Annotated in this window: 12 protein-coding genes and 1 pseudogene; 6 read left to right on the forward strand and 7 right to left on the reverse strand. The window is 73.7% G+C overall.

The window, feature by feature from the left end; translation table 11 throughout:
* Positions 1-168 precede the first annotated feature (168 nt).
* Genes H7827_RS09270 through H7827_RS09280 form a run of 3 tightly spaced genes read left to right on the forward strand, consistent with a single transcriptional unit; the run spans position 169 to position 2,308 of the window.
* Positions 169-753, forward strand: a complete 585-nt coding sequence (locus H7827_RS09270; protein ID WP_432744092.1) for a suppressor of fused domain protein — start codon at positions 169-171, stop codon at positions 751-753.
* A 43-nt stretch (positions 754-796) separates the two neighbouring features.
* Positions 797-1,456, forward strand: a complete 660-nt coding sequence (locus H7827_RS09275) for a DUF6758 family protein (protein ID WP_386537285.1) — start codon at positions 797-799, stop codon at positions 1,454-1,456.
* A 9-nt stretch (positions 1,457-1,465) separates the two neighbouring features.
* Positions 1,466-2,308 (forward strand): PHP domain-containing protein, encoded by an 843-nt coding sequence (locus H7827_RS09280; protein ID WP_432744094.1) that lies wholly within the window; start codon positions 1,466-1,468, stop codon positions 2,306-2,308.
* Positions 2,309-2,344: 36 nt separating this feature from the next.
* Here the strand turns inward: H7827_RS09280 and H7827_RS09285 are convergent, their stop codons facing one another.
* Positions 2,345-3,259, reverse strand: a complete 915-nt coding sequence (locus H7827_RS09285) for an alpha/beta fold hydrolase (RefSeq protein WP_386537290.1) — start codon at positions 3,257-3,259, stop codon at positions 2,345-2,347.
* Positions 3,260-3,392: 133 nt separating this feature from the next.
* On the opposite strand from H7827_RS09285, the gene H7827_RS09290 reads away from it, so the two are divergent.
* A complete protein-coding gene (locus H7827_RS09290; RefSeq protein ID WP_432744096.1) occupies positions 3,393-5,219 on the forward strand; it encodes a bifunctional metallophosphatase/5'-nucleotidase in 1,827 nt (608 codons plus the stop codon).
* 191 nt (positions 5,220-5,410) lie between these two features.
* Here H7827_RS09290 and H7827_RS09295 read toward each other — a convergent pair.
* Positions 5,411-6,824 (reverse strand): annotated as a pseudogene (locus tag H7827_RS09295) (DEAD/DEAH box helicase); the annotation flags it as partial.
* Between the two features lie 387 nt (positions 6,825-7,211).
* Between H7827_RS09295 and H7827_RS09300 the strand changes: the two are divergent.
* Positions 7,212-7,949 (forward strand): ferritin-like fold-containing protein, encoded by a 738-nt coding sequence (locus H7827_RS09300; RefSeq protein ID WP_030737329.1) that lies wholly within the window; start codon positions 7,212-7,214, stop codon positions 7,947-7,949.
* 103 nt (positions 7,950-8,052) lie between these two features.
* Here H7827_RS09300 and H7827_RS09305 read toward each other — a convergent pair whose 3' ends face one another.
* Positions 8,053-8,601 (reverse strand): hypothetical protein, encoded by a 549-nt coding sequence (locus H7827_RS09305; protein ID WP_200364656.1) that lies wholly within the window; start codon positions 8,599-8,601, stop codon positions 8,053-8,055.
* Positions 8,602-8,614: 13 nt separating this feature from the next.
* Entirely contained in the window at positions 8,615-9,325 is a 711-nt protein-coding gene (locus H7827_RS09310; protein ID WP_386537298.1) for a hypothetical protein, read from the reverse strand.
* Positions 9,326-9,503: 178 nt separating this feature from the next.
* Here H7827_RS09310 and H7827_RS09315 point away from each other — a divergent pair, with 178 nt between their 5' ends.
* Entirely contained in the window at positions 9,504-10,655 is a 1,152-nt protein-coding gene (locus tag H7827_RS09315; RefSeq protein WP_046724707.1) for an Mrp/NBP35 family ATP-binding protein, read from the forward strand.
* Between the two features lie 49 nt (positions 10,656-10,704).
* On the opposite strand, the gene H7827_RS09320 is transcribed toward H7827_RS09315, so the two are convergent.
* The 3 genes from H7827_RS09320 to H7827_RS09330 all read right to left on the reverse strand — a co-directional run bounded on the left by H7827_RS09320 (position 10,705) and on the right by H7827_RS09330 (position 14,403).
* Positions 10,705-11,394 (reverse strand): hypothetical protein, encoded by a 690-nt coding sequence (locus H7827_RS09320; RefSeq protein ID WP_432744099.1) that lies wholly within the window; start codon positions 11,392-11,394, stop codon positions 10,705-10,707.
* A gap of 138 nt (positions 11,395-11,532) precedes the next feature.
* On the reverse strand, positions 11,533-12,006 hold the full coding sequence (locus tag H7827_RS09325) for a sec-independent translocase (protein ID WP_386537305.1): 474 nt from the start codon (positions 12,004-12,006) through the stop codon (positions 11,533-11,535).
* Between the two features lie 105 nt (positions 12,007-12,111).
* Entirely contained in the window at positions 12,112-14,403 is a 2,292-nt protein-coding gene (locus tag H7827_RS09330) for a trypsin-like peptidase domain-containing protein (protein ID WP_432744101.1), read from the reverse strand.
* Between the last annotated feature and the right edge of the window lie 21 nt (positions 14,404-14,424).

Consider the following 14,424-nt stretch of genomic DNA (forward strand, 5'->3'; position numbering starts at 1 on the left):
CCAGGACGCGGTGCATCGCAAGGCGCCGGATCGCAGTTCATACGTGGCCGTATTCGCGCGATGCGGTAACGCAGCGAGGTGCCGTACCTGGGGGCACCTCCCGGCCGAAGGCTGGGGGAACGTCGCGGGGCAGGCGGGACTTTGACGACAGGGCCTAGGCTCACCCCCATGCTCCAGCTGACCGAGACCGCGCTGACCTCGGCCCTCGGCGAGGTCGACGCCCGCGCCGCCGTGACCTTCCTCGGTGCGGACCGCATCGAGGTGCTGCGCTTCGCCGACCGGGAACGCGGCCTCGTGCGGTACGCGACGCTCGGCATGTCGGCGTCCGCGATGACCGACCCCACCGCGAGCGTCGCCGACCCCGAGCGCGGCCCGCGCGCCGAACTCGTCCTCACCCTGCACGCCGGTCACCCCGCCACCGACCAGGTGCTGCGCCCGCTGGCGGTGCTGGCCGCCGCGCCGCAGGTCGAGGGCCTGGTGGTGGCCGCCGACGCCTGTCTCGACCTGGGCGAGCCGCTGTGGCCCGGCGCCCCCTTCCAGGCGGTCCTGGTCGCCGAGCCCGGCGGCCTGGTCCCCGACCTGGAACTCCCGGAGCCGCGGGACCCGGTGCGCTTCTACCCCCTGCTGCCCATGACGCCCGCCGAAACCGCCTGGCAGCGGGCCCGCGGCCCGCAGGCCCTGCGCGAGGCGTGGCTGGCCCACGGGACGGACCTGCGCGCCCCGGACCGTGGCGCCGTACCCCTGTCCGGGTGACGCTCCTTGACGGATGCGGGCGACACGGGGACTGTTGGGTGGCATGAGGGGCGAATTCAGTTGCCCGAAGTGTGGGAGCCGGGTACGCGCACCCGGGCTCTTCTCCGACTCCTGGCAGTGCTCCGCCCATGGCCCGGTCTATCCGCTGCAGCCCATCATCCCGCCCAGTGTCGACGCCCTCGCGGTGGTCGTGGGGCGTACCGAGGTCCCGGTGTGGATGCCCTGGCCGCTGCCGGTGGGCTGGCTGTTCACGGGGGTCGCCGCAGCCGGGGACGAACGCAGCGGGGGGCGCGCGTCCGTCGTGGCCTGCTCGGGTCCCGGGCCGCTGGGCGGCGCCAGTGATCTGCTGCTGATCGCCGAGGAGCTGGGCGTGGGGCTCGGTGCCCGGTACGCGGGGGTGCCGGGGCCCGACCCAGGGCCGTATCTGAAGACGGACACCCAGCCGCAGGTCAAGATGCTGGCGGCCGGGCGGCCCACCCCCCTGTGGCAGGTGGCGGACGCACCGGAGGACCGGGCGGTGTTCGCCGGTGAGGCGATGGGCATCTGGCTGTGGGCGGTGGTGTGGCCGCAGCAGTCGGGGCTGCTGATGTACGACGAACTCCTGCTCACCGATCTGCGGGACGCCGGCTCCGAGTTCGACCTGCTGCCGTGCGGGGCGCTCTCCCCGCGGATACTGACCCGTCCGTCGCCGAGCAGTGAGTAGGCTGAACGGGTGCTCATCGACCTGCACACGCATTCCACCGCCTCCGACGGTACGGACTCCCCCGCCGCGCTGATGCGGGCGGCCGCGGCCGCCCGCCTCGACGTGGTGGCGCTGACCGACCACGACACGATGAGCGGCCACGCCGAGGCGCTGGCCGCGCTGCCCGCCGGACTGACGCTGGTGACGGGCACCGAGTTCTCCTGCCGGCTGGGGGACGTCAGCCTGCATCTGCTGGGCTATCTGTACGACCCGGCCGAGCCCGAGCTGGCCCGCGAGCGCGAACTGGTGCGCGACGACCGGGTGCCGCGCGCCCGGGCGATGGTGGCCCGGCTGCGCGAGCTGGGGGTGGACATCACCTGGGAGCGGGTGCGGCAGCTGGCGCACGGCGCCGTGGGGCGCCCGCACATCGCGGCGGCGATGGTGGAGGCGGGCGTGATCGACACGGTCTCGGACGCGTTCACCCCGCAGTGGATCGCCGACGGCGGCCGGGCCCACGTCGGCAAGCACGAACTGGACGTGGTCACCGCGATCCGGCTGATCAAGGCGGCGGGCGGGGTGTCGGTCTTCGCGCACCCGGCGGCGGCGCACCGCGGAGCGGTGGTCACCCACCGGGCGATCGCCGAGCTGGCGGCGGCCGGCCTGGACGGCATCGAGGTGGACCACATGGACCACGACGCGGCGACCCGGGCGACGCTGCGCTCCCTCGCGGCGGACGTGGGGCTGCTGCCCACCGGCTCCAGCGACTACCACGGCGAGCGCAAGCTGTGCCGCCTCGGCGAGAACACCACCACCCCCGAGGTCTACGAGGAGCTGGTGGCCCGGGCTTCGGGCGCCAAGCCGGTCACCGGCTGACGCCCGTCCGCCCGCTTCCCGGTCCGGGGTCCTCGCTCAGAGCCCCGAGCGCCAGAAGTCGATCAGCTCGGCCGCCGTGGCGGCGGGCTGTTCGGAGTTCGGGGAGTGCTCCGAGCCCCTGATGATGGTGCGGCGGGCCCCCAGCCGGGCCGCCATCGTGTCCAGCTGGGCGATCGGCCACACCCCGTCCCGTACGCCGGACAGCACGTGCACCGGCACCCCGGTGGCGGCGAGTTGCTCCACCCGGTCCGGCTCGTGCCGCAGGGTGCGCCCGGTGGCGATCAGCTGGGCCGGGGTGGTGGCCAGCCAGCGGCGGCGCAGGAAGCCGTCCACGCCCAGGTCGGAGACCACGCCCTCGGTGCCCGCCGTCCCGGCCTCGACCGCGGCGTCCGGCAGCGCCTCCTTGGTGCGCCGGGTGACCCGCCACACGCCGGTGGTGCCCAGCACCGGGAGTCCGGCCGTCAGGAAGCGGGTCTTCCAGCGCTGCCACGGGGCGACCTTGCCGGGGCCGGAGGCGATCAGGGTCAGCGAGGCGAACGGCGTCGCGCCGCCCTCGGCCGCCCGCAGCACCGCGCCCCGGGCGATGAGGCCGCCGAGCGAGTGCCCGGCCAGATGCAGCGGGGCGGTGTCCCCGTCCGCCGTCAGCGCGTCGGCCTGCGCCAGGACGTCCTCGGCGAGCGCACCGAGCCGGTAGGAGTCCCAGCCGTGCCCGCCGGGCGTCTCGTACTGCCCGCGCCCGTCGACGGCGACCGCCCGGTAGCCGGCCGCCGCCAGCGGCCCGAGCAGGCCGATGAAGTCCTCCTTGCTGCCCGTGTATCCGGGCACCAGCAGGACGGTCCCGGCCGGCTCGCCCGCGGGCGCGGCGTCCAGCGCGGCGAACGCTCCGCGCCGCGTACGCAACCGGTGGACCCGTACTCCGGGCGGCATCTCAACAAAAGGCGGCCTGCTCACGCGGACCAGCCTAGTCGGGCCGCGACACCGGCCGGTCACCCGGACGAAACCGCCAAGGTCTGTCATTCGTACGACTTCTGGGCCAGAATCTACGCGCGTTACGCCCGTACCACCCCACCGAGGAGTCACCCACATGTCGCTGAACCGCCGAAAGTTCCTGGGCGGAACCGCCGTCACCTCCGCCGGGGTGGTGCTCGCCGGGGGCGCCGCCGGCACGGCGTCGGCCACCCCCCAGCCGCAGGGCCACGGAAACAGCAACGGCAACGGCAACACCAAGCGGCACACCTTCTCCGTGCTCGGCACCACCGACCTGCACGGCCACGTCTTCAACTGGGACTACTTCACCGACGCCGAGTTCGAGGACGCCGGCGGCAACGATGTCGGGCTGGCCAAGCTCTCCACCCTCATCGACGAGGTCCGCACCGAGAAGGGCGGCCGCCGCAACACCGTACTGATCGACGCGGGCGACACCCTCCAGGGCACCCAGCTCGCGTACTACTACGCCAAGGTCGACCCGATCACCGCCCGCCGCGGCCCGGTGCACCCGATGGCGCAGGCCATGAACGCCATCGGCTACGACGCCGCGGCCCTGGGCAACCACGAGTTCAACTACGGCATCCCGCTGCTGCGGAAGTTCGAGCAGCAGTGCGACTTCCCACTGCTGGGCGCCAACGCCCTGGACGCCCGCACCGAACGCCCCGCCTTTCCCCCGTACCACATGATCAAGGTCCCCACCCCGCGCGGCCGGGACGTCAAGGTCGCCGTGCTGGGCCTGACCAACCCCGGCATCGCCATCTGGGACCGGGCCCATGTGGAGGGGAAGATGACCTTCCCCAGCCTGGAGCAGCAGGCCGCCCTGTACGTCCCCCGGCTGCGCTCGATGGGCGCCGATGTGGTCATCGTCTCCGCCCACTCCGGCACCAGCGGCACCTCCTCCTACGGCGACCAGTTGCCGCACATCGAGAACGCCGCCGCGATCGTCGCCGAGCGGGTCCCGGGCATCGACGCGATCCTGGTGGGCCACGCGCACGCCGAGATCCCCGAGTACCGGGTCACCAACGCCGAGACCGGCAAGGACGTGGTGCTCTCCGAACCGCTGTTCTGGGGCAAGCGGCTCACGGTGTTCGACATCTCCGTCGCCTGGGAACGGGGCCGCTGGGTGGTGGAGTCGGTCTCCTCGGAGGTGCGCAACACCAACACCGTCGCCGAGGACCCGCGCATCACGCGGCTGCTGTCGCGGGAGCACGAGCGGGTCATCGCGTACGTCAACCAGGTCATCGGCACCGCGACCGAGGCGATGTCGGCCTCCGAGGCCGCGTACAAGGACGCCCCGATCATCGACTTCATCAACTTCGTGCAGGCCGAGACGGTGACGGCGGCGCTGGCCGGCGGCGCGTACGCGGACCTGCCGGTGCTCTCCCAGGCCGCGTGCTTCTCGCGCTCCGCGGCGATCCCGTCCGGGGACGTCACGATCCGGGACGTGGCGGGGATGTACGTCTTCGAGAACACCCTGGAGGCGCGGCTGATCACGGGCGCGCAACTGCGGGAGTATCTGGAGTTCTCGGCGCGCTACTTCGTGCGGACGCCCGCGGGGGCGGCGATCGACCCGGCGAAGCTGACGAACGCCGAGGGCATTCCCGACTACAACTACGACGCGGTCAGCGGCGTCACGTACGACATCGACATCGCGGAGCCGGCCGGCTCACGGATCGTCGATCTGCGCTTCGCGGGCGAACCGGTCGCGGACGACGCGCGGTTCGTGCTCGCGGTCAACAACTACCGGGCCAGCGGCGGCGGAAACTTCCCCCACATCGCCGCGGCCGATCAGTTGTGGGCGAACTCGGACGAGATCCGCAACACGATCATCACCTGGGTTCAGGACAACGGTGAGATCGATCCGGCCCGGTTCGCCTCCGTGGACTGGCGGCTGACCCGTGCGGGCCAGCCCGTCTTCGACTGACAGCCAGTCCGTCCGTCCCTCGCCTCAGCTTTCGGCGGTGCCGCTGGTGGTACGGCGGCGCCGCCGGCGACGGCGCGGGGTGCGCGGCCCGGCCGCGTCATCGGCCGCCGGAGCGTCCGACACGTCCGCCGCGCCCTGCTCCGGCAGCGCTCCGGCAGCGGCGGCGGCAGCCGCGGCCTCGGCGGTCACGGTGACCCCGCCCCGGGTACGGCGCCGCTGCCGCGTCGCGGTACGGGTCCGCTGAGGCCGCTCGGCGTCCCCGTCGGCGGACTGCTTGGTGCGGCCACCACCCCCGGAACGCTTGCTCTCGCGCCCGCCCAGGTCCTCGACCTCTTCGGCCGCCAGGCCCGCCCGGGTGCGCTCGGCCCGGGGCAGTATGCCCTTGGTCCCCTCGGGGATCTCCAGCGCCTCGAACAGGTGCGGTGACGTCGAGTACGTCTCCACCGGGTCGGGGAGGTTCAGTTCCAGCGCCTTGTTGATCAGCTGCCAGCGCGGGATGTCGTCCCAGTCGACCAGCGTGACGGCCGTACCGGTGGCCCCGGCCCGCCCCGTACGCCCGATGCGGTGCAGGTACGTCTTCTCGTCCTCCGGCGTCTGGTAGTTGATCACATGCGTGACCCCCTCCACATCGATGCCGCGCGCCGCGACATCGGTGCACACCAGCACGTCGACCTTGCCGTTGCGGAACGCCCGCAGCGCCTGCTCGCGCGCGCCCTGCCCCAGGTCACCGTGGACCGAGCCGGAGGCGAACCCGCGCCGCGCCAGCTGCTCGGCGACATCGGCGGCGGTGCGCTTCGTGCGGCAGAACACCATCGCGAGTCCGCGCCCGTTCGCCTGCAGGATGCGGGAGACCATCTCCGGCTTGTCCATGGAGTGCGCCCGGAACACGTGCTGTGTGGTGTTGGCCACGGTCGCGCCCGCGTCGTCCGGGTCGGTGGCCCGGATGTGGGTGGGCTGGCTCATGTAGCGCCGCGCCAGGCCGATGACCTGCCCCGGCATCGTCGCGGAGAACAGCATCGTCTGCCGCTTGGCGGGCAGCTGCTGCATGATCTTCTCGACGTCCGGCAGGAAGCCCAGGTCGAGCATCTCGTCGGCCTCGTCCAGCACGAGGGTGCGGATCTCCGACAGCCGCAGCTTGCGCTGGCCGGCCAGGTCGAGCAGCCGGCCCGGGGTGCCCACGACCACGTCGACACCGCGGTTCAGCGCCTCGACCTGCGGCTCGTAGGCACGGCCGCCGTAGATCGCCAGCACGCGGACGTTGCGGACCTTGCCGGCCGTCTGCAGATCGTTGGTCACCTGCTGGCACAGCTCGCGGGTGGGGACGACCACGAGTGCCTGCGGGGCGTCGGTCAGCTCCTCGGGACGGGCCCGGCCCGCCTCGACGTCCGCCGGGACGGTCACGGTCTCCAGGAGGGGAAGCCCGAAGCCGAGGGTCTTGCCGGTGCCGGTCTTCGCCTGGCCGATGACATCGGTGCCGGCGAGCGCGACGGGGAGGGTGAGTTCCTGGATGGGGAACGGATGGACGATGCCGACGGCCTCGAGCGCCTCGGCGGTCTCGGGAAGAATCCCGAGATCTCGGAATGTCGTGGTGGCGGACAGGGTGATTGCCTCTTCTGTGTGTCGCGGCGCACGTGGCGGCGAGGCGGGTCATCAGTACCGCGCCGTACGACGGTGGCCCGCCTTGGGGCCGCCTGTGGCGCAGGACCCGGTCGTCTCGCTCAAGCGCACGCACCGCGCGAGCGGGCCCCTCATACCGTGGTGGCTGCGGGGCGCACCCACCACGCGGAGGGCTGGTCAGGTCGGAGCCGATCGGCCTGCCGACCGGACATCCTCGGAGGTCATGGAACCCGGGCTGGTCCCGGATCCATCAGACTCCGGCATGGGAAGGCCCCACCCCTCCGGGCGGGCCTCTATAGCACTGTACCCCGGAACCGTGCATATGTGTCAGGGCTCGGTCCCCCGGGGCCCTGGCCGGGGACTATTGTGCGGACCATGCAGACGCCGCAGAGCCCCGAGCAGCCCGCCGTTTCCGACGCCCCCGCGCCCGTCAAGGACTGGGCCGAGGCATCCGCAGACCCGCGGTACCGGGCGGCCGTGGTCGATCTGCTGGGGGCACTTGCGTACGGGGAACTCGCCGCCTTCGAAAGACTGGCCGAGGACGCCAAGCTGGCGCCCGGTCTGGCGGACAAAGCGGCCCTGGCGCGGATGGCGTCGGCCGAGTTCCAGCACTTCGAGCAGGTCTCCGAGCACCTGGCGTCGATCGCGGAGGAGCCGGTCGCCGCGATGCAGCCCTTCGTCGTCCCGCTGGACGAGTTCCACCGCCTGACCGCCCCGTCCGACTGGCTTGAGGGCCTGGTCAAGGCGTACGTGGGCGACGCGATCGCCGCCGACTTCTACCGCGAGATCGCCTCCCGGCTCGACGCGGACACCCGGGGCCTGGTGCTGCGGGTGCTGGACGACACGGGCCACGCCTCGTTCGCGGTGGAGAAGGTACGGGCGGCCATCGAGGCGGACCCGCGGGTGGGCGGCCGGCTCGCGCTGTGGGCGCGGCGGCTGATGGGCGAGGCCCTGTCACAGGCGCAGCGGGTGGTGGCGGACCGGGACGCGCTGTCCACGATGCTGGTGGGCGGGGTGGCCGACGGCTTCGACCTGGCCGAGATCGGCCGGATGTTCTCGCGGATCACCGAGGCCCACACGAAGCGCATGGCGGCCCTGGGCCTGTCGGCCTGAGGCACCGCGGGCGACGGGGCGGGGAACGGGACGCGCCGCACGGCCCCGCCGGCCGCGCGCCCCGCCGACCGGCCGCGCTCACCGCCCGTCCCGGATCCGCCCGCTACGCCTCGCGCGCGCGCCGGCCGCGCCGCACCGGCAGGCCGCTGGGGGCCGCCACCCTGGTGGCCGCCGGGGTCGGCAGCGGCGCCGCCGCCCCGCCCCCGTCCGGCATCGCGCCGGGACGCTGCTCGGCCGGACCCGCCGGCTCCAGCCGCAGCACCCGGCACGCGCGCGCCCAGCGCTCCAGCAGTCCGTCCTGATCGGGGGCGTTGAGCCGCTTGCCCTTGAGCTCGCCCGCGGTCGCCTCCCACAGCTCACCGCCGGGCTCGGGCTCGCTCACCCGGGCCGGCCACACGATGAGCCGGCCGCCCTTGTCCTTGCTGCGGCAGGTCACCGTCGCGGAACCGCCGTCCGTCAGCCCGAGCCCGTCCAGCGGCTGCTCACCGCCCTCGGCGGCGGCCCCGCCGCTCACCCCGACCAGGCACACCGCACCCTCGTGCCACACGTGCCACAGCCCCCGGGCCGGCCCCTGCGGGCCCCGCACCCACACCAGGGCGGACTTCTTCGCGCTCTCCTCGATCAGCGCCCGGTCGAAAACCCGCGGATCCATCCGTCCTCGCCCCTCAGTCCTTGCCGGTGACCATCTCGTCGCCGTAGTCGAGGATCTCCTCCTCGGGCGGCGCGTGCAGCGTGAACTCCTTGTTCCAGTCCGTCAGCGTCAGCTCCCCGGCCGCGCCGCCCCGCTCGAAGCGCAGCGGATACGGCGTACCGATCAGCGAGACCTCCATGGCCCCGCCGGCGCCCTCCGCCGCCTCAAGACGGATGGTCTGCACCCCGCCGATCTCGCCCCGCTCCCCCGTCGCCCGCTCGCCGTCCAGCGCGAGCAGCCCCTCCAGCAGCACGAGACGGTCCGTGAAGCCGCTCAACTGCTCGTACGCCGGGTCATCGGGCGCGACCCGTACGTACTTCCCGTCCAGCTTGTACGCCGGGTCGGGATCCTCGCCGGCGTCCTCGTCCTCGTCCTCACCACCCTGGGCCTGCCAGAAACCCACGTCGGCCTTGATGTACAGGTCCTCGCCGACCCGCAGCAGCTCGAAGGTGCTGCCCTCGGTGGAGACCTCCCCCACCCCGCCCTCCTCGCCGATCCGCATGTCGAGGCGGTACGTCGTTCCCTCGGTGATCACCGTGCCGGACAGGCGCACGGCGGTGGCGCCCTCGACCGCGCCGCGCGCCTCCCGCTCGATCTCCTCGGCCGTCAGCTTCGCCAGGCCGTTGGTGCCCTCGTCGGGGTCCTCCTCGCCGCCTCCGCACGCGGTGAGCGTCACGCTGGTCATCGCGCACACCAGCGCCAGCACAGCCCTGCGCCACCTGGGCCATCCGGGGACCGCTGCCCTCACGTCGGCTGCCTTTCCTCGAAGGGGTCGGGGAGTTGAGGCGCAGCGTACCCGCACCCGGCCATCACCCCTGAAGGCAGTAGCTCTTGGGCTCCCGCACCGCCGTACCATCGGTGGCATGGCTACCGACATCCCCCAGCCCACGGACAGCGCCGTTCGGGCCGCGCTCGCCACGGTGAACGATCCGGAGATCCACCGGCCGATCACCGATCTGGGCATGGTCAAATCCGTTGAGATCGCCCAGGACGGCTCCGTGACCGTCGGCATCTACCTCACGGTCCAGGGTTGCCCGATGCGGGAGACGATCCACTCCTCCGTGGTGACGGCGGTGCGCTCCGTACCGGGCGTGAGCGAGGTGCACGTCGAACTGGACGTGATGAGCGACGCGCAGCGCAAGGAACTGGCGACCACCCTGCGCGGCGGGCAGGCCGAGCGCGAGGTGCCGTTCGCCCAGCCCGGGTCGCTCACCCGTGTCTACTGCGTGGCCTCCGGCAAGGGCGGGGTCGGCAAGTCCTCGGTGACGGTCAACCTCGCCGCCGCGCTGGCGGCGCGCGGACAGAAGGTGGGCGTCGTGGACGCCGACATCTACGGCCACTCGGTGCCCCGGATGCTGGGGACGGACGGCCGGCCCACCCAGGTCGAGAACATGATCATGCCGCCGTCCGCGCACGGCGTGAAGGTGATCTCCATCGGGATGTTCACCCCGGGCAACGCCCCGGTGGTGTGGCGCGGCCCGATGCTGCACCGCGCGCTCCAGCAGTTCCTCGCCGACGTGTACTGGGGCGACCTGGACGTCCTGCTGCTCGACCTGCCGCCCGGCACCGGCGACATCGCCATCTCGGTGGCGCAGCTGGTCCCCAACGCCGAGATCCTCGTCGTCACCACCCCGCAGCAGGCCGCCGCCGAGGTCGCCGAGCGGGCCGGGTCGATCGCCGTGCAGACCCACCAGAAGATCGTCGGCGTGGTCGAGAACATGTCGGGCCTGCCCTGCCCGCACTGCGACGAGATGGTGGATGTCTTCGGCAGCGGCGGCGGACAGCGGGTGGCGGACGGGCTGACGAAGACCACCGGCGCCGAGGTTCCGGTGTTGGGCAGCATCCCCATCGACGTCCGCCTGCGCGAGGGCGGCGACGAGGGCAAGCCGGTGGTGCTGAGCGACCCGGACTCCCCGGCGGGGGCGGCGCTGCTCAAGATCGCCGACGCGCTCGGCGGGCGGCAGCGCGGGCTGTCCGGCCTGTCCCTGGGGATCACCCCGCGCAACAAGTTCTGACCGACGGATGTGAGGGTGGGCGGTCGGCCCACCCCCGGGGGCGTACGGTCTAGGTGTAGCTCTCCAGGTCCTTGATCACGGAGAAGCCGAGGCCGTACGCGCTCATCCCCCGCCCGTAGGCGCCGATGTGCACGCCGTCCGCCGCGGCGGCGGCCAGCACCCACCCGTACTCCGACTCCCGGTAGTGGAAGTCGGTCTGCACCCCGTCCACCGGCAGCTGCAGGATCGACCAGGCGCCGCCGTCCAGGTCGTCCGCCAGCTCCCAGGCGATCACGGTCTGCTGGTCCAGCCAGTCCTGCCGCAGCGCGCGTTCCATCTGGGCCGGCCAGGTACCGGCCAGCAGCCCCGCACCGGCCAGCCAGGCGGCCGAGGAGACCGATGTGGCCTCCAGGACGCCGGTGCCGTCCGGGCTGCGCCGCACGGGCCGCGACGCGACCGTCACGACCACCGTGAAACGCTGCTCCTCCTGGCCCAGCTCGGTCAGCAGCGACGGCTCGTCGCCGTGCCCGGTGGATCCGTGCTCGACCGTGCCGTCCGTGGCGGCACCGACCTGCATCAGCCAGCGACGGCCCGTGAAGGCCTCATCGAGCCCGTACCAGGGGAACCCCGCCAGCAGATATCCGTCCACCGCCGCGCGGCGCGCACCGGGGACCGCCTGGGGCCCGTCCTGTCCCCCGGACCCGGACGGCCCGGGCTCCCCCATGGCGTCCTGCGGCTCTGCCCGACTCGTCGTCTCCATCTGCGCGACGCCTCCTCATTGCCCTCGTCCTGGGCACACCCCGGACATAGGGAGGATAGCCATCAGCGTCCTGGCAGGTGGGCAGGGCCGATCGACCGGTGGGCCCATATGACCCACAAGCAGGCTGAATCCACCCGGTCAGGTGGCGTCGGCGTCGAACGGGGGCGGGGCCTCCTGCGCGACGCGCGCGGCGTCACCCGGCTTGCCGAGGTCCACCGGGGTGCCGCCGGTCTTGGCCAGCTCCACCTTGCCCGAGGTGTCGGACGCGATGGCGCGGCGCGGGGCGCGGCCGTTCACGGAGTCGGTGACCTCGGTCAGCTCCTTGCGGATGTCGAGGTTCTCGCGCAGTTCCTTCAGCCCGTAGGTGTCGTCCTTGTCGAGCAGGTGCTTCTGCGCGAACCGCTTGGGGTTCAGGTCCTCGAACTCGAAGTCCTTGAACTCGGGGCCCAGCTCCGAGCGGATGTCCTGCTTGGCGTTGTCCGAGAAGTCCCGGACCTTGCGGATGAGCCGGGCGGCGTCCTGGATCATCTTCGGCAGTTTCTCGGGCCCGAAGACCAGGATGGCCAGCACGATGATCACCAGGAATTCCAGTGATCCGATATCGAAGAACACCTGGCTGCTCCCTCACACGTCTGGACCACGCCACGGTACCGGCCGGGGGCCGGAGGCGGGAGGCGTGGGGCGCCATCGAACGGTAAACAGCGGACCACATCACTCTCAGCTCCCGGATGCCTCACCGAGAGTCACCGGAATCTGCAGCTCCTCCGCGTCCCGCTCCACGGTGAGGACGAGTTCGTCCCCCGGCCGGTGGCTGCGGATCTTGACGATCAGCTCGTCACCGCTGCGGACCCGCTGGCCGTCGACGGCGGTGATCACATCGCCCTCCCGGAGTCCGGCGCGGTCCCCGGGGCCGCCGGGTTCGACGGCGATGCCGCCGTCGTTGCCGGCCGCGGTACCGACCTTGGCGCCGGTGCCCCGGTAGCTGAGGTCGAGCGTCACCCCGATGACGGGGTGGGTGGCCCGGCCGGTGTTGATCAGCTGCTCGGCGATGTCCTTGCCCTGGTTGATCGGTATGGCGAATCCGAGCCCGACGCTGCCGGCCTGGCCGCCGTCCGCGCCCATCGGTTCCGGGGCGCGGATCGCGCTGTTGATCCCGATGACGTGGCCGTTGAGATCGACGAGCGGGCCGCCGGAGTTCCCGGGGTTGATGGGGGCGTCGGTCTGCAGGGCGTTCACGTACGACACGTCGGAGCCGTCGGACTCCTCGCCACCGGCGGTGATCGGCCGGTTCACCGCGCTGATGATGCCCGAGGTGACGGTGCCCGCCAGATCGAAGGGGGCGCCGATGGCGACCACCGGGTCGCCGACCCGGACGCCGTCGGAGTCGCCCAGCGGCAGCGGGGTCAGCCCGGAGACGCCGGTGACCTTCACCACGGCCAGGTCGTAGCCGGCGTCCTGGCCGACGATCTCGGCGCTCGCGGTGTCACCGCTGTGGAAGGTGACCTGTATCGCGCCGTTGCGGCCGGCCGCGGGGCGCACCACGTGCGCGTTGGTGAGGATGTGGCCCCGGTCGTCGAGGACGAAGCCGGTCCCGGTCCCGGCGGCGCCGCCGCCCTGGACGTGCAGGGTGACCACACCGGGGAGGGCGGTCTCGGCGATCCCGGCGATGCTTCCGGCGGGCGCGGACCCGCGCTCGGACCCCGCCTGCGGCAGGCGCACCTCGCTGAACTGGCCCTCGCGTTCGAGGTAGACCCCGACGCCGCCGCCGATGAGGCCCGCGACGAGCGCGATGACGACCGCCCCGAACACGAGCGTGCCGCGGCGCGGCCGGGTGGCGTCGGCGGTGTCGGCCGCTTCAGCGGCGGCGGGAGCGGAGACGCCCCACGGGTCGTACCGCCGCAGCCCGTCACCGGGCGGCGCCTGCGGATAGCCGCCGGGGGCGCCGGCCTGACCGGCGGGGAGGCGGGCGTCGCCGTCCTGGGTACTCGCCGGTCCCGGCCCGGTCCCGGCGGCACCGCTGTGCCCGTACCCACCCGGCGCGGGCGCGGGGCCGCCGGCGGTGGGCGCGGCGCCGTAGCCGTAGCCACCCCCGGCGGGGGTGCCTGGCGGCGGCGTGGTCCCACCGGTGCCGGGTGCGGGCGTCGCCGAAGCCGCGCCGGGCGAGGGCGTACCACCGTGGTGGTGTCCCGCCGTGGGAGGCGCTCCCGGCGGCGGGGTGGGCCCGCTCGCGCCGGGTGCCGGAGTCCGGCCTGCGGACGCCGGGTCGGGTCCTGCCGTACCGGCGGTGGGCGGAGCGCCGTAGCCGTGCCCCCCGGCGGGGGGCGGCGGGGGCCCACCGGTGCCGGGCGCGGGCGTTCCGGCCGGCGGGGTCTGCCCCGCCGGGGTCGCCGGCCCGGTGCCGTAGCCGTGTCCCGCCGCTGACGGTGTCCCGGGCGGCGGGGTCTGCCCCGCCGGGGCGCCGTGCCCGGCGCCGGGGGCTCCGGGCGCGGACGCTGCCGCGCTCCCGGGGCCGTGGACGCCCGTGTCGGCCGCCGGGGGCTGACCGCCGGCCGGGCCGGGCGGCGGGCCGAAGCCGTCGGCGGGTGACGGCGTGCCGGGGTGCTCGTGTGCCTGCGCGCCGGTGGTCGCGGGGCCCGGCGTGCCCGCCGGGGGTGTGGCGGCGCTCGCGGCGTGCGGTAGGGGCGGGCCTGTCGTCGTGCCCGTGGCGGGTGTCTGCTTCGCCAGCCCCACCCCGGCCGGCCGGCTCGCGGGCGGCGGGCTCGCGGGCGGCGGCGGTGCCTGGGGCGCGGGGGCGCTCGCCCCCGGCGGCATCGCCGTGCCCGCCGCCGGGGTGCCGGTCGGGGTGCCCGACGCCGGAGTACCGGTCGGGGTGCCCGACGCGGGGGTGGGGTGCTGGACGGGAGGCGCCGGGGCCCAGGGGCCGGGCTGCCCGTAGGGGGGCGTCCCGTACGGGTCCTGACCGCTCTCGTCCTCCGGGCCCCACGACGTGCTGCCCTGCCCTGTGTCCATCGCAGTCCCCATCGTGTCCGC

The organism is Streptomyces sp. JH002 (genome assembly GCF_050916115.1).
GTDB lineage: Bacteria > Actinomycetota > Actinomycetes > Streptomycetales > Streptomycetaceae > Streptomyces > Streptomyces xiamenensis.